This window comes from Candidatus Rokuibacteriota bacterium, from assembly GCA_016209385.1.
In the GTDB taxonomy this organism is placed as follows: Bacteria; Methylomirabilota; Methylomirabilia; order Rokubacteriales; family CSP1-6; genus JACQWB01.
This window is the reverse complement of record JACQWB010000223.1, coordinates 1-18,016: the sequence shown is the minus strand read 5'-3', so window position 1 is coordinate 18,016 and position 18,016 is coordinate 1. Positions and strand designations below refer to the sequence as shown.

General features: G+C 67.0%; 19 protein-coding genes. 16 read left to right on the top strand and 3 right to left on the bottom strand.

Features of this window, described 5'->3' with window-relative positions:
• The 8 genes from HY726_16555 to HY726_16520 form a co-directional block, all read left to right on the top strand.
• Positions 1-1,307: formate dehydrogenase (locus tag HY726_16555; protein ID MBI4610608.1), on the top strand; the 1,307-nt coding region annotated here is incomplete at its 5' end.
• A 15-nt stretch (positions 1,308-1,322) separates the two neighbouring features.
• Positions 1,323-3,047 carry a thiamine pyrophosphate-requiring protein gene (locus tag HY726_16550; GenBank protein MBI4610607.1) on the top strand — a complete coding sequence of 575 codons (1,725 nt, stop codon included), beginning with the start codon at positions 1,323-1,325 and terminating at the stop codon, positions 3,045-3,047.
• A gap of 59 nt (positions 3,048-3,106) precedes the next feature.
• Positions 3,107-3,337: an AbrB/MazE/SpoVT family DNA-binding domain-containing protein gene (locus HY726_16545; protein MBI4610606.1), complete on the top strand. Its 231-nt coding sequence runs from the start codon at positions 3,107-3,109 to the stop codon at positions 3,335-3,337.
• Positions 3,334-3,744, top strand: a complete 411-nt coding sequence (locus HY726_16540) for a type II toxin-antitoxin system VapC family toxin (protein MBI4610605.1) — start codon at positions 3,334-3,336, stop codon at positions 3,742-3,744. Before HY726_16545 ends, HY726_16540 begins: the two co-directional genes overlap by 4 nt.
• A gap of 39 nt (positions 3,745-3,783) precedes the next feature.
• Positions 3,784-5,511, top strand: a complete 1,728-nt coding sequence (locus HY726_16535) for an FAD-binding protein (GenBank protein MBI4610604.1) — start codon at positions 3,784-3,786, stop codon at positions 5,509-5,511.
• A 14-nt stretch (positions 5,512-5,525) separates the two neighbouring features.
• Positions 5,526-5,987: a tripartite tricarboxylate transporter TctB family protein gene (locus tag HY726_16530; GenBank protein ID MBI4610603.1), complete on the top strand. Its 462-nt coding sequence runs from the start codon at positions 5,526-5,528 to the stop codon at positions 5,985-5,987.
• A gap of 67 nt (positions 5,988-6,054) precedes the next feature.
• On the top strand, positions 6,055-7,503 hold the full coding sequence (locus tag HY726_16525; GenBank protein ID MBI4610602.1) for a tripartite tricarboxylate transporter permease: 1,449 nt from the start codon (positions 6,055-6,057) through the stop codon (positions 7,501-7,503).
• Positions 7,504-7,532: 29 nt separating this feature from the next.
• Positions 7,533-8,525 carry a tripartite tricarboxylate transporter substrate binding protein gene (locus HY726_16520; protein ID MBI4610601.1) on the top strand — a complete coding sequence of 331 codons (993 nt, stop codon included), beginning with the start codon at positions 7,533-7,535 and terminating at the stop codon, positions 8,523-8,525.
• A gap of 69 nt (positions 8,526-8,594) precedes the next feature.
• Here the strand turns inward: HY726_16520 and HY726_16515 are convergent, their stop codons facing one another.
• Positions 8,595-8,957: a hypothetical protein gene (locus HY726_16515; GenBank protein MBI4610600.1), complete on the bottom strand. Its 363-nt coding sequence runs from the start codon at positions 8,955-8,957 to the stop codon at positions 8,595-8,597.
• A gap of 62 nt (positions 8,958-9,019) precedes the next feature.
• Between HY726_16515 and HY726_16510 the strand changes: the two genes are divergently transcribed.
• Positions 9,020-10,420: a hypothetical protein gene (locus tag HY726_16510; GenBank protein ID MBI4610599.1), complete on the top strand. Its 1,401-nt coding sequence runs from the start codon at positions 9,020-9,022 to the stop codon at positions 10,418-10,420.
• 83 nt (positions 10,421-10,503) lie between these two features.
• Positions 10,504-11,304, top strand: a complete 801-nt coding sequence (locus HY726_16505) for a hypothetical protein (GenBank protein ID MBI4610598.1) — start codon at positions 10,504-10,506, stop codon at positions 11,302-11,304.
• A 117-nt stretch (positions 11,305-11,421) separates the two neighbouring features.
• On the opposite strand, the gene HY726_16500 is transcribed toward HY726_16505, so the two are convergent.
• A complete protein-coding gene (locus HY726_16500; GenBank protein ID MBI4610597.1) occupies positions 11,422-11,967 on the bottom strand; it encodes an RraA family protein in 546 nt (181 codons plus the stop codon).
• A gap of 159 nt (positions 11,968-12,126) precedes the next feature.
• Entirely contained in the window at positions 12,127-12,924 is a 798-nt protein-coding gene (locus HY726_16495) for an MEDS domain-containing protein (protein ID MBI4610596.1), read from the bottom strand.
• Positions 12,925-13,119: 195 nt separating this feature from the next.
• Here HY726_16495 and HY726_16490 point away from each other — a divergent pair, with 195 nt between their 5' ends.
• The 6 genes from HY726_16490 to HY726_16465 all read left to right on the top strand — a co-directional run bounded on the left by HY726_16490 (position 13,120) and on the right by HY726_16465 (position 17,581).
• The gene (locus HY726_16490; GenBank protein ID MBI4610595.1) at positions 13,120-14,361 is read left to right on the top strand and encodes an aconitase X catalytic domain-containing protein; all 1,242 of its coding nucleotides are present in this window, start codon (positions 13,120-13,122) and stop codon (positions 14,359-14,361) included.
• Between the two features lies 1 nt (position 14,362).
• Complete coding sequence (locus HY726_16485; protein ID MBI4610594.1) at positions 14,363-14,824, top strand: DUF126 domain-containing protein; 462 nt, start codon at positions 14,363-14,365, stop codon at positions 14,822-14,824.
• A gap of 578 nt (positions 14,825-15,402) precedes the next feature.
• Positions 15,403-15,729, top strand: a complete 327-nt coding sequence (locus HY726_16480) for a succinate dehydrogenase (GenBank protein MBI4610593.1) — start codon at positions 15,403-15,405, stop codon at positions 15,727-15,729.
• A gap of 15 nt (positions 15,730-15,744) precedes the next feature.
• Entirely contained in the window at positions 15,745-16,617 is an 873-nt protein-coding gene (locus HY726_16475) for a haloalkane dehalogenase (GenBank protein MBI4610592.1), read from the top strand.
• The gene (locus tag HY726_16470; protein MBI4610591.1) at positions 16,614-17,327 is read left to right on the top strand and encodes a succinate dehydrogenase/fumarate reductase iron-sulfur subunit; all 714 of its coding nucleotides are present in this window, start codon (positions 16,614-16,616) and stop codon (positions 17,325-17,327) included. The genes HY726_16475 and HY726_16470 overlap by 4 nt, the downstream gene beginning before the upstream one ends.
• Entirely contained in the window at positions 17,324-17,581 is a 258-nt protein-coding gene (locus tag HY726_16465) for a hypothetical protein (GenBank protein MBI4610590.1), read from the top strand. The genes HY726_16470 and HY726_16465 overlap by 4 nt, the downstream gene beginning before the upstream one ends.
• Positions 17,582-18,016: the final 435 nt, after the last annotated feature.

Genomic DNA, 18,016 nt, shown 5'->3' with positions numbered 1-18,016 from the left:
GCCCGGAGCGCCACGACCTCGTCTCCTACGAGACGCACGCCGGGCAGTGGGTGGGCTTCCGCCAGCCGGTGCTCCGCGCGCTCAGGGAGCGCGGCGGCGAGGCGGTGGAGAGCACGCTCGGGACAAACCCGGGCGAGGTCTGGGAGGAGAACGAGTTCTGGATCGAGCTGTCCTGGCGGATCGACCCGGACGGCAGCCTCGGGATCCGCACGTACTACGAGTCGCCGTACCGGCCGGGGGAGAAGCTCCGGATCGAGGAGGTGTACCGCTGGATCTTCGAGCACAGCGTCCCGGGGCTCCCCGAAGTCGCCGCGAAGGAGGGTCTCACGCCTCTCGGCTACATGCGCAAGTACGGTGCCTTCCTGATCGAGGACGACGTCTATCTGACCCACGAGAAGCGGCTGACCTCCGAGGAGCTGGCTGGCGCGACGGTGGACCCCGTGACCAGGGTCGTCGTGAAGGCCGGCCAGCCGATCGGCGTGGAGTTGGACGGGACGGCGTACGCGGGTTTCCCCACGCCGTCGCGGAAGCTCGAGTTCTTCTCGGGGACGCTGAAAGAGTGGGGATGGCCCGAGCAGGCCGTCCCCGGCTATATCCAGAGCCACGTCCACTGGTCCAACATCGATCGGGCGAAGGGTGAGATGGTGCTCCTGCCCACCTTCCGCCTGCCCACGCTCATCCACACGCGGTCGGGGAATTCCAAGTGGCTCTACGAGATCTCCCACACGAATCCGCTCTGGCTGAACCCCGAGGACGGCCGTCGTCTCGGGGTGAGCACGGGCGACCTCCTGAAGGTCTCGACAGCGGTCGGGTACTTCGTGGACAAGGTCTGGGTCACCGAGGCGATTCGGCCCGGCGTCGTCGCCTGCTCCCATCACCTGGGCCGCTGGCGGCTCAAGGAGGACACCGGTGGCGAGCGCTGGTCCACGGCCCTGGTGGAGCTGAAGCAGGTGGAGCCGGGGAGGTGGCTGATGCGCCAGGTCCACGGGGTCCGGCCCTTCGAGAGCGCCGACCCCGACTCAGAGCGCATCTGGTGGGAGGACGCGGGCGTCCACCAGAACCTCACGTTCCCGGTTCAGCCGGACCCGGTCAGCGGCCAGCACTGCTGGCACCAGAAGGTGCGCGTGGAGCGGCCTGGGCCCGGGGACCGCTATGGCGATGTCTTCGTGGACACGCGGAAGGCCTTCGAGGTCTACCGCGAGTGGCTCAGGCTCACCCGCCCGGCGCCGGGCCCCGGAGGGCTCAGGCGCCCGCTCTGGCTTCCGCGCCCGTTCAAACCGGACGCGTCTACCTATACAATGGCGTAAACGGAGGGGCCGACCATGGGGCTCAAGACCTTGCACGTCGAGACGGTGGCCCAGGCGTACCTGGAGTTGCTCCGGGAGCGCGGGGTGGAGTGCTTCTTCGGCAACGCCGGAACCGACTTCGCGTCGCTGGTGGATGCCTTTGCCAGGTTCAGCGCTGAAGGGAAGACCACGCCGCGGCCCCTCGTGGTGCCCCACGAGTTCGTCGCCGCCGCCATGGCCCACGGCTATTACCTGGCCACCGGGCGGCCTCAGGTCGTCATGGTCCACGTCACGGTCGGCACCGCCAACGCGATCGGGGCCATCATCAATGCCTCGCGCTCGAACGTGCCGATCCTCTTCTCGGCGGGCCGCACACCCGTCACCGAGGAGGGGCTGCCGGGAGCGCGGAACCTCCACATCCACTGGGCGCAGGAGGCTTTCGACCAGGGCGGCATGCTCCGCGAGTACGTGAAGTGGGACTACGAGCTCAGGAACTCGACGCAGCTCCAGTCCGTGGTGGACCGGGCGTTCGAGCTGATGCTCACCGAGCCGCGCGGCCCGGCCTACCTGACCCTGCCGCGCGAGGTCCTTGCCGCGCGCCTCGACTCGATCACGATCGAGTCGCCGCCCCGGCGGCGGACGGACGCCCGAAGGTTTCCCGACCCCGAGAGGATCGAGGAGGCGGCCCGGCTCCTGGCCCGCGCCAAGTTCCCGCTCGTCCTGACCTCCATGGCGGGCCGCGATCCCGCCGCGGTGAGACAGATGGTCGAGCTGGCCGAGGCCGGTGCGATCGGCGTGGTGGAGGTGAACCCGTACTTCGTGAACTTCCCCCAGAGTCATCCGTTCCACCTGGGCTTTACCGCCGCGACAGCGACCAGCTCCTACATCGAGCAGGCGGACGCCATCCTGGTGGTCGAATCCGACGTGCCGTGGTACCCGGCGGTGAGGAAGCCCCGCGAGGACGCGGCCCTGATCCACCTCGGGATCGACCCGTTCTTCTCCCGTTATCCGATGCGGAACTACCCGTGCGACGTCCCGATCGTAGCCGAGCCCGCCGCCGCGCTCGGGCTCCTGGCCGAGGCGGTGCGGCGCCACGCCGATCGGAGCACGGTGGCGGCGCGTCGCGAGCGGCTCACGGCCGAGCACTGGCGTCTCAGGGTGGCCTGGCAGGCGGCGGCGATGGGTGAGGCGGCGCGGAAGACGATCGGCTTCCAGTGGGTCTCGCGCTGTCTGGGCCAGCTCCTGGACGACTCCACGGTCGTCGTCAACGAGTACCCGCTGGATCGCCGGCACGCGTCCTTCAGCCGGCCCGCGAGCTACTTCGCGAGCCCGCCTTCCTCCGGGCTCGGCTGGGGGTTCGGCGCCGCGCTGGGGATCAAGGCCGCCGACCCGTCGAGGACCGTCATCGCCGCGCTCGGCGACGGGGCGTACCTCTTCAGCGCGCCGACCTCGTGCCATTTCGTCGCCCGCGCCCACAACCTCCCGGTGCTGACCGTCATCTTCAACAACCAGAAGTGGGAGGCCGTCAAGGCCGCGAACGTCTATCTCCACCCGCAGGGCTGGGCGAAGTCGACCGAGCACTTCCCGCTGAGCGACCTCACGCCGTCGCCGCGCTTCGAGGAGATCGTGAAGGCCTTCGACGGCTACGGCGAGCGCGTGGAGGATCCGCGCGAGGTGACCCCGGCGCTCCAGCGCGGGCTCGCCGCGGTCCGCGAGGGCCGGCAGGCGCTGCTCAACATCCTCTGCCAGCGCGCCCCGTAATCCGCCCCGGCCGAGGGGCGATGCTTGACAAATTAAGTAGGAATTCTTACCTTATTGGTATGAAAACGACCGTTTCGGAAAAAGGTCAGGTCACGATCCCGAAGCCGCTGCGCGACCGTCTTGGGATCCGTCCGGGGCACGTCCTGGACTTCCGGGAGGAGCGGGGGCGCCTGGTGGCCACCAAAGCGACGCCGGAAGACCCGGTGGAGAGCGTGTACGGGATTCTTAAGCTCGGACGTCCAACGAACCAGGTCATCACCTCTCTGCGCGGCGCCGCGGACGTGGTGTGATCACAGCTGTTGACACGAGCGTCCTGCTGGATGTCTTTGGGGCCGACTCACGGTTCGGGCCCGGATCAAAGCAGCTTCTTCGTTCGTGCTTGACCGAGGGCCGCGTCGTGGCATGCGATGTAGTGTGGGCAGAAGTCGCGAGCTTCTTCCAGACGCCCGAGGCGGCGGATGAGGCCATGAACCGGCTCGGCGTCGAGTTCAGCCCCATCGAGCTGAAAGCCGCGCTTGCGGCCAGTGCGACGTGGAGGGCGTATCGGACCCGGGGAGGGCGACGGGGTCGAGTGGTCGCAGATTTCCTGATTGGCGCTCACGCAGTCTCCCAAGCTGAGCGTCTGGTCACGCGAGACCGCGGGTTCTACCGCGCCTACTTTTCCCGCCTCAAGGTCCTCGAGCCCGGCAAGGCCTAAGGCGACGCGACCGCTCCGAAAGAGCGTCGGGACGCTTCTGTGGAGAAGATTGAGAGCGACATCCTGATTCTCGGCGCTGGTGGTGCGGGGCTCTGCGCGGCGCTGCACGCGGCAGACCGCGCTCCGGAACTCAGGATCACTGTCGTCGTCAAGGGACTCCTGGGACGCGCGGGCTGCACGCGCATGGTCCAGGGGGGCTACAACGCCGTCCTGATGCCTCCCGATTCCCTCGACGCGCATCTCCTCGATACCCTCAGGGGTGGCGCGTGGATCAACGACCAGGAGCTGGCCTGGACGCTTGTGACTGAGGCGCCCAGCCGAGTTCTCGAGCTGGAATCGCGCTACGGGTGCTTCTTTGACCGGCACCCTGACGGCAGGATCCATCAAAAGCCCTTCGCCGGCCAGTCCCACGACAGGACGATCCACAAGGGCGACCTGACCGGCATCGAGATCATGAACCGCCTGAGCGAGCAGGTCTGGAAGCGCCCGCCGATCCGTGCGCTCGAAGACCATCGGGCCGTGGAGCTCCTGCAGGACGATCATGGACGCGTGGGCGGCGCGCTGCTGCTCGACGTGCGGAGCGGCAGCTTCGTGATCGCGCGGAGCCGGGCAACGCTCCTGGCCATGGGCGGCGGCCCGACCATGTACAAGGTGATCGCCTGCTCGGCCGATAAGGCCGCCGACGGGATCGCGCTCGCGTATGGGGCGGGCGCCCCCCTCAAGGACATGGAGATGATCCAGTTCCACCCGACGGGGCTGGTGATCCCGAACTCGCTCATGACGGGCGCGCTCCTCGAGGAGGGGTTGCGGGGAGCCGGGGGCAGGCTCCTGAACGGCCTGGGCGAGCGCTTCATGGCCAGCTACGACGCACACCGCATGGAGCGCTCGACGCGCGACCTGGTCGCCCGCGCCGCCTTCACCGAGGTGCTCGAAGGGCGCGGGACGCCCAACGGTGGGGTCCGGATCGACGTCTCCCACCTCGGCACCGAGTTCGTCGAGCGGAACTTCCGCGGGATGGTCAAGCGCTGTCGCGACTTCGGGAAGGACCTCGCGCGCGAGCCAGTGGAGGTAGGGCCGACGGCCCACTTCATGATGGGCGGGGTCGTGATCGACCCCCACTGCCGCACCGCGCTGGAGGGGCTCTTCGCCGCGGGAGAGGATGCGGGAGGCGTCCACGGCGCCAACCGCCTCGGCGGCAACGGCGTGGCCGATTCCACGGTGTTCGGCGGCATCGCCGGGGATATCATGGCCGGGTGGGTCGAGGGCCGGCAGCTTCCCAAGGTCTCGGAAACGCGGGCCGCGGAGACAGCGCGCCGGCTCACCGCGCCTCTGGGCGGGAGCCGCGGTGAGGACCTCTATGGGCTCCAGGCCAGGCTGCGCCAGGTGATGTGGGACCGCGTCGGGCTGATTCGCCATGGTGCCGGGCTCGAGGCCGCGCTCGGCGAGATCGAGGAGATCGAGGCCAGGGCCGCCGCCGTCGCCATCCCCGGTGATCCGCAGTACAACCTCGCCTGGCAGGACTGGCTGAACCTCCAGAGCATGGCGACCTGCGCCCGGCTGATCGCAAGGTCAGCGCTGGAGCGGAGGGAGAGCCGGGGCTCACACTATCGAACGGATCACCCCGCGCCCGGCCAGGCGTGGCTCGTGAATGTGCTCGTCCAGGCTGAGGACGGCGGCCTGAGCGTCAGGACTGAGCCCGTCAGGCTCACCCGGGTGAGCCCGGACCCGAAGCCGGCTGAGCCGGCGACCGTGGAGATCGGCGACTGACTCTCATGCGAGGCGTGCGCCTATCTGATGGCAAGGTCGTCGGTGGGATCCTGATCGTGCTGGGCATCCTCGCCCTCGTCGAAGGGCGCCGGATCTACGCGCTCAGGGAGCAGATGGTGGCCGGCGCCGTCGTCGGCGACGACACGTTCCCGATCCTCGTCGGCCTCGCGCTGCTCCTCCTGGGCGGAGCCGCTGCCTTTACCCGGCTCCCGTCGGTGAAGGTGACGCTCCCGCAGCGAGTCGAGCGCGCCCGGATGCTCTGGGGAGCGGGCCTCCTCGCCGGCTACTGGCTTATCCTTCCTTACCTCGGCTACACGGGGAGTACAGCGCTGGTGTCCACCGGGCTCTACAAGGCAATGGGCGGCTACCGCTGGCCGATCGCGACCCTTCTCGGCGGCGTGACCACCGGCCTCCTCTACCTCCTCTTCCGGGTCTGGCTCCTCCAGCCTCTCCCGACGGGCGCGCTGGGGTTCTGAGCCCGTGGAGATCCTCGGCCACCTCGCGAACGGGTTCGGGGCGGCGCTGACGCCCACGAACCTCCTCATGGCCGTCCTGGGCTCGCTCCTCGGGACTCTGGTCGGAGTGCTCCCGGGTCTGGGCCCCACGGCGGCCATCGCGATCCTCTTCCCGCTGACCACGGTGCTCGCCCCCGTCCCCGCCATCATCATGCTCGCCGGGATCTACTACGGCGCCATGTACGGCGGCTCGACGACCGCGATCCTCCTCAACATCCCGGGCGAGGTGGCGTCGGTCCCGACCTGCCTGGACGGCTACCCGCTGGCCCAGCAGGGGAGGGGCGGCGTCGCCCTCGGCATCGCCGCCATCGGCTCCTTCTTCGCGGGGACGCTCGGCGTGGTCGCGCTCACGTTCTTCGCCCCCTTCCTCGCGGATCAGGCGCTCAGGTTCGGTCCGCCCGAATACTTCGGCCTGATGGTGCTCGCCTTCACCGTCGTCGCCTCGCTCTCGGGTGGGTCGCTCCTCAAGGGTTTCTCGATGGCGCTTCTCGGCTACTTCATCTCGCTGATCGGCCTCGGGCCGGCCACCGCTGAGCCCCGCTTCGCCTTCGGTTGGGCGCTCCTCATGAGCGGCGTGGACCTGATCGCGCTGGTCGTGGGCCTCTTCGCCATCTCCGAGGTCTTCCTCGGCCTTGAGGAGGCGCGCGTGGCCATCGCCCAGAAGATCCGGAACGTCTTCCCGAGCTGGGCCGATCTCAAGCAATCCTTCCCCGCGATCCTGAGGGGAACGGGCATCGGCTTCTTCCTGGGGCTCCTCCCCGGCTGCGCCCCTGGCGTGACCGTGTTCCTCGCCTACGACGCCGAGAAGAAGCTCTCCAAGCGCCCCGAGCGCTTCGGCAAGGGCGCCATCGAGGGGGTAGCGTCGCCGGAATCCGCCAACAACGCCACATCCTCGGCGGGCTTCATCCCGCTCATGGCCCTGGGGATCCCCGCCTCCCCGCCGCTCGCCGTCCTCCTGGGCGGGCTCCTGGTGTACGGCCTCCAGCCGGGCCCGCTCCTCTTCCAGAAGAACCCCGACTTCGTCTGGACCGTCATCGCGAGCCTCTACATCGGCAACGTCATCCTCCTGATCCTGAACCTCCCGCTGATCGGCATGTGGGTGTGGCTCACGCGCGTCCCCTACGGTATCCTGGGACCGGCGATCCTCCTGCTCTCGTTCCTCGGAGCCTACAGCGTGCGAAACAGCATGTTCGACGTGGCGGTGAGCCTGGTCTTCGGCGCGGTCGGCTACGTCCTCAGGAAGTACCAGTGGCCGCTTGCGCCGCTGCTCCTGGCCTACATCCTGGGTCCGCTCCTCGAGAACTACCTGATCCAGTCGCTCTCGATGAGCGGCGGGAGCCCTATGATCTTCTTCCAGCGGGGGCTCACGCTGGCGCTCCTCATCGGGGCGGCGCTCCTGCTCCTGACCTCCCTCGCCCTCGTGCGCTACACGAGCCAGCGGGTGCGGGAGGAGACGGCGGAAGAGATGGCGCTTTAGCGAACCCGACACAAGGAGGGAACGACACCATGACGCGGCCTCGCATCGCGACCTGCTTCACCCTGCTGACGGCGGCGCTGCTGGCCCTTAGCCCCACGGCCGCCCCGGCGCAGGACTATCCGACGAAGCCCATCGAGATCATCGTCCCCTTCGTCCCCGGCGGCGGAACCGACCTGATCGCCCGCCTCATCTCCGACTACCTGGGAAAGAAGTGGAACAATCCCATTCTGGTCGTGAACAAGCCCGGCGGGGGCGGGATGATCGGCGCCCGGGCAGCGCTCAAGGAGGCCAAGGCCGACGGGTATACGGTGCTCATCGACATCCACACCACGTCCTCGATGCACATCGGGGCCTCCAAGACCCCGATGCTCACGCTCGCTGACCGGAAGTACGCGGGCCGGCTCGTCCGCGACCCCATGGTCTTCGCCGTGAAGGCCGACGCCCCCTGGAAGAACTTCAAGGAGTTCTCCGACTGGGTGAAGGCCAACCCCGAGCAGCTCGTCTGGTCCACGGTGGGGCCGGCCGGGCCGTCCCGCTACACCGCCTACGACTGGATGACCCAGATCGGCGTGGACCCCACCAAGACCAAGATGGTCATCACCAAGGGGGCGGGGGATTCGTTCGCCCAGCTCGCTGGTGGCCACGTCACGCTCTCGATCCACTCGGTGGCCGAGGCCAACGCCATGCTGAAGGCCGGGAAGATCAAGCTCCTGGCCGTGCTCTCTCCGACCCGCATCAAGTACATCCCCGACGTGCCCACGGCCGAGGAGCAGGGCGTCATGAAGGGGGTGCGCGTCCAGTGGTGGGCCTCTGTCGCATTTCCCGCCGCCACGCCGGATCCGATTGTGAAGAAGTGGGAGGGCGCCGTCGCCGAGATGGTGAAGGACCCCGCCTTCCTCGCCGGCGCCGAGCGGATCAGCATGAACATCGATCATCTGCCGGCGGCGGAGATGCGCGCCTTCGTGGAGAAGGAGGTCGAGGGCTACACGGACATGGCCTCCAAGATCGGCATCCGCCGGTAGGTATAGAAGATAAGGTGTTCTAGCGCCAGCGGACGACGGCCGAGGGCTGAGGTCTCTCGCCTTAAGTGATCAAGGGGGGCTTAGGCCTAAGAGATCGGTTCGGGCGGCGAGGGCTATCGCCGTCATCGCCTTCCGGGCTCCATCCTGTATTGGCCGAAAGAACTGTGGCGTGTCGATCTGAGCCGGATCCGGGCGCCATTCCACCTGCAGCTGGTTGAGTGTTTCAAGGACTTCACGCGGCAGCATCATGGCTCCTATCCACTGTGCCTTTGCAACATCCGCAAGTCCCTCCTTCACACGTTGAAGTTGCTCTCTAACAAGTTCACGTTCGCTGTCGGTCAAAGACTGCCCACCCTTACGTTGTTCGAGGTTCGCCACGGTCGTTATCGCTTGATCAACTTCTGCAAGACTCTCCAGCAACCTAACATACACTTCCCGCCTGAAGTCCCACCTCTTTTGCTGGACCCACAGCTCTCCAGAGATCTGTGCCTTGTATGATGCTCACGGCCGAAGACGAGGCGATCCAGGCGGGGCGCCGGGGGGAGGTGGGGCGGCGGGCGCTCGAGATGCAGGTCGCCACAGGCGAGTTCTTTGGCGCGGGGCGGATGGTGCGCGTGACGACGTGGACCTTGTCCTCTACCGCGAGGTCGGCGACCCCGAGGAGGCTAAGCGGCCGCGCTTGGGCGAGCACCTGGCCCGCTACTGAAGGTCAGAAGTTCTGGCGCACGTCGCCGGTGCCCTTCTCCAACCTCAGGCTCCTTGGCCAGGGAGCCGAGAATAATGCCGAGAAGAATATTGACGGATCTGTACCAGATGGGCTATTTTACCCGTACGGTAAAAATAGCCATTCTGGTAAAAATATGCCGACCGAGAACGAGGTTGTGACCAACCTGCGGCGCCGCCTCCCGGAGCTCCTCCCGACGCTCCGGGTAGCCGTGGAGCGCCCAACTCGGGATGCACCCTGGGATCTCGTTCTGAAGGTCCAATCTGCGGGGAAAACACGCCGCCTCCTTTGCGAAGTAAAGTCTGTCGGGGAGCCGCGCTACTTGGCCCAGGCCATCACGTCGCTCACCCTGGCGGCCCGGAAGGATCCGCGCATCTACCCCGTCGTCGTCGCTCCCTATATCTCCCCGGAGGGACAGCGCCTTTGCCGGGAGGCGGGGGTCGGCTATCTGGACCTCACCGGCAACGTCTTCCTCCGCTTCGACGGCATTCTAGTTGACCGGCTGAGCGGTCAGCCCCCGCCGCGTGGGAAGGCCCGCCTGAGGCGGCTTTTCGCCCCCAAGTCCTCCAGGATCGTTCGGGTGCTGCTTGAGCAACCCGGGACGGAGTGGACGCTGGCTGGGCTTGCGGAAGAGGCGGCTATCAGCCTGCGCACCGCCCACCTGGTCGTCAACGCCCTCGAGGACAAAGCCTTCGTCGAGAAGCGCCGGGGAGCCATCAGGCTCCAGAAGCCAGGCGACCTCCTCGATCTCTGGGCACAGAACTATAGTCTAGAAAGGCACCTCCAGCACATCTTCTACACATTCGTTCGGAATCCGTCGCAGCTGGCGGCAAAGCTGACCGCCCATGCGGTGAGTCACAGAGAGGCAGTGGGTCTCACCCTCCACAGTGGAGCGGCGTTTGTGGCGCCCTTCGTTCGCTCGCCGGACGTGTACGCCTATTTTGTGGGGGACCGGGAGCGGCTCGTGAAATCGCTCGACCTTCGGCCAGTGGAGTCCGGAGGCACGGTGCACCTTCTTGAGCCCTATGACGAGGGGGTGTTCTACCGGGTCCAAACCATCAGGGGAGTACGCGTCGTCTGCAACACTCAGCTTTACCTTGACCTGATCAATTATCCGGCTCGCGGTCGCGAGCAGGCGGAGGTGATCCGCCGCCGGAAACTGGGGTACTGAGCGCCGGGATGCGGCGGCCCCGGACAGTCGGCGACTATCAGGAAGGGATCATCGCGGCATCCCGGTCGGGTCTCGCGGAGGTCATGACCACGCTCGGCGCTTACCAAGACGCGCTCGTTCTGATCGGTGGCTGGGCACCGGATCTCATTCTGGAGCAATTCGGAGAGAAAGGTGCCTTTGAGGCAGGGTTCATTCATGTGGGATCGATCGATATCGACCTCGTTCTAGATCCCGACCAGGTAGACCAGGAGCGATATGCCACGATCGTTAATTTGCTGCTGGACCGAGGCTATGAACCTGGCCCCGACCCTCTCTTTCAATTCCAGAAAACCATCCGCTCGCCCATGGATGGCCAGGAATACGTGATCCGCGTTGATTTTCTCACCCCGAGACCTTTGCCGGGGCAAGGCCGCTCACATCGACACCGCCAGGTCCAACGGGACCTCCAAGCTCGCGGTCTCGAGGGGGCTGAGGTGGCCCTGACCCACTCGTTCTGGCACGAGCTGGAAAGCCGGCTTCCCGACGGGGCCCAGACCCGAGTGCGTCTCAAGGTGGCTGACCTTGTGGCTAGCCTGACCTTGAAGGGCATCGCGATCGGACAGCGGTATGCTGAAAAGGACGCCTATGACATCTACACCCTGTGTGCCCAGTATCGTGGCGGGCCTGGTGCCGTGGCGGAGGCGCTCCGACCCGCCCTGGGTGAGGAGCCTGTGTCACGAGGCCTCCGCTCAATTAGCGAAAGGTTCCGCGCCCCCGATGCCGAAGGTCCTACATGGGTTGCGACATTCCTGGGTGCGGGCGACGCCGCGGCCGAGGCGCGAATCAAGCAGGATGCTTTTATGACCGTGCACGAAGTCTGCCGTCTGCTCGGAGTCGTCTCCTGATGCGACATCTCAGCGGAGGTTGGTGGTCTCCCCGTCACGCGCTGGTTCGCGAGCCTGGACCGGCTGCTGGCGGCGGGGGACTGATCGCGATCATGCAGGCGGTGTCGGGCGGCTCGGTCACCGGCCGAGTTTTCTGAGGATCTCCTCGATCCGCTCGCGATGCTCGCGGCCCCACGCCTCGAGCGTCGTGGCCGCTTCCTTCGCTGCCTTGGCTTCGGCAGCGGCCAGCACCTGCGTGGCCGCGGCCGCCGGCACGACGACGATGCCTTCCTCGTCGGCCACGACGACGTCGCTCGGCGCGACGCTCACGCCGCCGCAGGTAACGGTCTCGCCGAGCGTGCCCGGCCCCTTCTTGTCCCCGGGGATCGGGATCACGCCGCGCGCGAAGACCGGGAACCTCCGCTCCCTGACCTCCGCCAGATCGCGGATCAACCCGTCGACGATGAAGCCGGCGATCCCGCGCTGCTGCGCCCACGCGCACACGTGGCCGCCGGCGACGGCGAAGTCCTGATCCCCGGCCTGAACGACGATCACCGCGCCGGCCGGGGCGCGGTGGATCGCGGCGTGGAGCGTCAGGTTGTCGGCCGGCGCGCACCGAACGGGGTAGGCAGGACCGGCGAGCCGTGGGATCGGGCTCCACAGTGGCCGGATGCCCGGGTCCATCACACGGTCTCGCGTCAGGACGTCGGCGAGCGTCGTCGGGCTCAGGCGCGCGAAGGCGGCAAAATCCACGGGGCTACTGGAATTCCTCGATCGCCTGAAAGAGCCGCCGACCAGCGAGCCGGGTGAGGACCTGTCGGAGCCGAATCACGAAGGGACGCTTCAATGCCCGGCCGGGTCGTTCCGGTAATGATCGCGGGCGCGCGCCAGGACCTTGCTGGCTGTGAACGGCATGTTTCTCTTGAGCCAAAGGATCGTCCGGCGGGCGCTCGGGATTCGGTGCTCGCCGGGATTTTCCTCGCGACCCCCGAGGCTCAACATAGTGGACAGCGAAACTCCCAAGACGTCTTGGCTTGCCGCATCAAGCGCCGCTTGAAGCCGCCGGTCCTCTTCGGTCGCGAGGACGTTGGAATGCGTCCGGCCGATCTCATGGAGCGGACCGGCGTAAGATTCTTCGTCCAGCCCGTCCAGAAGATAGGCGCAGAAGAGGGAGAAGGCATGGAGCCGGAGGAGGTCGTTCCAATACTCTTCCAACCTGACCGCCGCCCGCGTGTTGCCCTCGTGCCACAGCATGTCCACCATCTCGCCGTAGGCCCGGATGGCGCCCCGGCCAGACGCTTTTAAGCTCTCGATGACTCCCCCGATCGTCTGCCGGAAGGCCGCCCAATCGGGCATGCCGACCCGCATGAACCGGGCGAGCGCCTCCTCCGCGTTAATGACGGCGAGCTGACCCGTCCTCCGGCATGCCTCCGGGTCGAAGCCGTCTTGGCTCAGGGGCCCCAGGAAGAGCTCCGTGTGGGCGGCGGATGCAATCACGACGACGCCTTCTCCCCGCCGCAAGCCCGTCTTCACAAAAAGCCCCACCGCCTCCCCAAGCGCCTGCCCATCCTTGTGCAACTGGGCGAAATGGCGGCCCGTCGGGGCGTCAATGAGGAGGTTTTCAATGCCCGGCGATGTCATCCCTGCTCGCCTCTTCGCGGAACGTGCCTGGCTGTTCGGCGCATCGTGTTCTGCCGGCGGCCGGATAATACCTTAGGACGTTCGATCTCTACTACCCCAACATGGAGCAAATGTCCAGCCCTGTCTGAGCCTCCGCGTTCCTTGACAACTCCTGATGCCCGCAACTAGAGTGCGCTTGCTCGCGAGGGCGGGTCGATGAAGCTCACAGCAGAGGAGGAGGCAATTCTCTCGGGGCGCCGGGGCGAGCCCGCGCGGCGGGTGCTCGAGATGCAGATCGCCACGGGCGAGTTCTTCGGCGCCGAGCGGATGGTGCCAGTGACCTCGGCACATCTGACCGGCGATCCCGAGTCCATGGGGGAGGCCGGGCTCGCCTTCGTCGAGGAACTGGCCCGCCAGGGGGCGCGCTTCGTCGTTCCCACCACCACCAACTCCTGCAACGTGGACTTCGCCCTCTACCGCGAGCTGGGCCAGCCCGAGGAGGTCGCGCAGCAGGAGCGCCGGCTCCGGGAGCTGATCCAGGCGATGGGCGGGATGCTCCTGACCTCCTGCACCAACTACCAGGCACTCTACCAGCCGCGCTTCGGCGAGCACCTGGCCTGGGGCGACACGGGGACCGTCATCTACGCCAACGCGGTCTGCGGCGCCCGGTCCAACTTCGAGGGCGGGCCGGCGTCCTACGCGGCGGCGCTCACGGGGCGGGTGCCGGCCTATGGGATGCACCTCGACGAGTGCCGGTGGGGGACGCATCTGGTGGAGGTGGGCGATCAGCCGAAGGGCGTGAGCGACTGGGGGGCGCTCGGCGTCTTCGTCGGCCGCCGGCTCACCAACTACTGGCTGGTCCCGGTCTTCACCGGGCTCGAGGCAGAGCCGGACGCGGACGGGCTCAAGCAGCTCGGCGCGACGCTCGCCTCCTACGGGTCGATGGCCATGTTCCACATCGCCGGGATGACGCCCGAGGCTCGCACGCGGGAGGAAGCCTTCGGGAACCGGAAACCGCGCGAGACGATCGTCGTCGCGCCCGGGGACCTGGACCTCACCTACCGGAGCTTTGCGCCTGAGAAGGAAGAGGTGGATCTGGTCGTCTTCGGCACGCCCCACCTCTCGATCTTCGAGGTCCGCCGCCTGGCGAGGCTCCTGGAGGGGAAGAAGGCCCATCCGAACACGATGCTCCTCCTCACGACCAACGCCCAGGTGAAGGCGATGGCGGACCAGTTCGGCTACACGAAGGTGATCGAGGCGACGGGCGCCCGGATCGTGGTAGGGGTCTGCTACTACATCATGACGCCGAGGGAGATGGCGCGCCGCCACGGGCTCAGGACGGTCGTGACCGACTCGGCGAAGCTGGCCAACATCATCGCGGCCTACGGCTATAACCCGATCTTCCGCCCGACCGCCGAGTGCGTGGAGGCGGCGGTGACGGGGCGGATCGCGAGGTAGCATGGGAGCGGCGGCGAGGCCGTCAGAAGCGAAGCGCGGGGAGCCCGTGGTCCTGACGGGCCATCCTGGCGTTGGGGAGGTGGTGGAGGGGGAAGCCCTGGTCTCCCCCGACGGCTTCAGCGCCCGCTACGATCTGGACCGGACGACCGGGATGATCTCGCGGGAGTCCCACGCCCTCTACGGGAAGTCCATCGCGGGGAAGGTCTTCGTCTGCCCCCTCGCCAAGGGCGGCTTCGCCACGTCCTGGGCGCTCCTTGATCTCAAGTCGCGCGGCCGGGCGCCCGTCGCGATGATCTTCGGCTGGGCCAACCCCGTCATGGTCCAGGGCGCGGTCCTGGCCGGCGTGGCGCTGATGGATCAGCTCTCGCCCGACCCGATGGCGGCGATCAGGGCGGGCGACTGGGTTCGCGTGGACCCGAAGGGGGGACGCGTCGAGGTCTGGCCCCGCTCGCTCGAAGGATGATAAACCTCCCTGGGCTCCAGTTCAGGCATCCGCTTCAGCCTTCTTCAGCCCCACACCCCTATAGCACCGGACGAATTCAAACGGCTGACCGAAAAGCTTCGGGAGCGGGGCACGACATTAAAGGCTCGACTACCAAGCGCTTCGCCCTCCCCCTCATCCGCTGCTGGTCGTCCCGCACATGCAGGGCATCAGGTCGACGCCGCGGGGCCCACGTCCGTTGCCTGGCTCCCAGCAGAGCGTCCCAGGTCTCGTCGTTGTAGGCTGTTCGGGGGAGAGCTATATTGACGGCATGCGCGTCGGTCGTCGGCCAGAACCAAACGGGCGAGAACGGGCGGCGCCTCTTTCGATCGGGCGACCCCTAGCACCCCGGCCGGGAAGGGGCCAAGCTGGTTCCCGCGCCGGAGAATATCCCGGCGTAGTGCGACGCGCTGCTCGCCCGGTATCACCGCGAGTACGCGCGTCGGGGACCCGAAGAGCCGAGGTGGACCCGCTCCTCGCTTTCCGCGGCTCCAGCCAGGCCCTGTGGGCGGACGAGCATGCGGACGACTATGTCAGGCGTCTGCGCAAGTGGGCATGAGGTGACAACAGAGCCGAAGGTGTTGCGGCGGGAGTGGACCTCGGTCGAGGGCTGGCGCGGCACTGGACCGGGGATGTGGGCCTGGCTCCTCCAGCGCAGCGCGGCGCTGGTGCTGGTCCTCGTGATCGTGCTCCACCTGAGGAACCCTTTCGTCCGGCCCGTCCAGGCGCTCCTCCTGGCCCTGGTCCTCCTCCACGGGCTCCTGGGCCTCCGCGCGATCCTGCTCGATTTCGGCCTCCCAGTCGGGTGGCACCGCGCCCTGTTCGCAGGTGCGATCCTCCTCTCCGTCGGGCTGTTCATCGGGTTCTGGCTGTGGCGATGGTATTGAGCTGGAGGCGAGGTGATGACGACGATCTCGGCGGCTGATCCCTACGAGCGCCGGCGCGTGAAGGTGCTGGACACCGAGATGGCCTACGTGGACGTGGGGAAGGGGGATCCTGTCGTCTTCCTCCACGGCAACCCGACCTCTTCTTACCTGTGGCGCAACGTGATCCCGCACGTGGAGCCGCTCGCGCGCTGCCTGGCGCCGGACCTGGTCGGGATGGGCGACTCGGGGAAGAACCCCCGCGGCTCATACCGCTTCGTGGACCACGCACGTTACCTGGACGCGTGCTTGGAGGCCCTGGGCCTCACGCGTGTCGTCCTCGTCGTCCACGACTGGGGCTCGGCGCTGGGGTTCTACTGGGCCCAGCGCCGTGCGGAGCGCGTGCGGGGCATTGCCTACATGGAGGGCATTGTCCGGCCGGTCACCTGGGAGGAGTGGCCGGAGGCCGCGCGAAAGATCTTCCAGGCCATGCGGAGCCCGGCAGGGGAGGAAATCGTGCTGCAGAAGAACGTCTTCGTCGAGCGGATCCTTCCCGCGAGTATCCTCAGGAAGCTCAACGACCAGGAGATGGCCGCCTACCGGCGCCCCTGGCTCGAGCCAGGCGAATCGCGGCGGCCGATGCTCACCTGGCCGCGCGAGATCCCCATCGGCGGGGAGCCTCCGGACGTGGTGGCCATCGTGGCCGGCTACTCCAGGTGGCTCGCGGCCAGCCCCGTGCCGAAGCTCTTTATCAACGCCGAGCCGGGGACTATCCTCGTCGGGGCGCAGCGCGAGTTCTGCCGGCGCTGGCCGAACCAGGAGGAGGTGACGGTGAAGGGGCTCCACTTCATCCAGGAGGACTCCCCGGCCGAGATCGGGCAGGCCATCGCGGCCTTCGTCAGAAAGCTGTGAACCCTGGGGCGATGGTGGCGCTGCGGGTGTACCGCTGGGCGCCGGGCTCGGCGGAGCGGTGGCAAGAGTACCGCATTCCGGCGGCCGTGGACCTGACGGTGCTCGATGCGCTCGTCGAGGTGCAGCGCACGCAGGATGGTACGCTGGCCTTCCGCTACGCGTGCCGGGTCGGGATGTGCGGCTCCTGCGCCATGGTGGTCAACGGCCGCGAGCGGTGGGCGTGCCGGACGCGGCTGTCAGCACTGGGGCCGAGGGTGACGGTCCGCCCCCTCTACCACTTCCCGCTGGTCCGCGACCTGGTCGTGGACATGGAGCCCTTCGTTGCGAAGATGAAGACGGTGGGTGCGGCGTTCGTCCCGCGGGCCGAGGCCCAACAGTTCGCTGCGATCGGGAGCCAGTCGCGCGAACGGCGCGCGATCGATCCGGCGCTGGAGTGCATCGGCTGCGGCGCGTGTCTCTCGGCGTGCACCATGGTGGCTCACGATCCCGGGTTTCCGGGACCTGCGGCGTTGAACCGGGCGTTCACCCTTATGGCCGACAGTCGGGACCCGGCAAAAGCTGAGCGCTGGGTCCCGCTCCTCTCGGAAGACGCCCTCTGGCGCTGCCACGCGCAGGCCAGCTGCACCGAGGTCTGCCCGATGGAGCTCTCTCCCACGGACTCGATCCTCCGCTTGCGTCGCCGCGCTGTCGCTTCGCTCCTGAGGTCATGACGCCTGCTGGCCTTCCGCACCTCAACGGAAACCCTGATCCGGGCGGGATTTCCACGAGCTACGTAGAACGGCAGAACCTCACGATCCGGATGCAGATTCGGCGGTTCACGCGGCTTACGAATGCCTTCAGCAAGAAGCTCGACAACTTGAAAGCGGCTCTGGTCCTTCACTTCGCGTGGCACAACTTCGTGAGAATTCACCGGAGCCTTAGGGTGACCCCAGCGATGGCGGCGGGACTAACCAATCGGGTTTAGGATTAGACCGAATTCATTTCTTGAGGAACGAACGTCATGAAAATGAAAGAGATAATAAAGGATCGGTATTGGGGTGGGACAGCGGGCGGAAAAATTACGGTGGAGCAAATGATGCCAGGATTGTATGGCTTACACCTGCGGATGGTCGTGTTTTGGCGCTGCGACTCTGTCACGCAGCCGCAGTGGTAGAAACTGAACGCGCAAGGCGAAAAGATGAAAAAGCAATCGCCAAACGGGAGCGACGGCTAAAAGATACCCAGAAAACGAGGATCAATTTAGGACACTACCGCTAGGCCAGCCATTTCGGAAGATAAGCCAGTAGCCACGCGGTAAAGCCTCGCCGGGGTTGCCCGTCGGTCCTGCCAGCGTTTCTCGCGCAGGGCACGCTATTTTCGCACTCGCAGAAAAGTCTTGACTTCAGCCGTATCTGTGTGT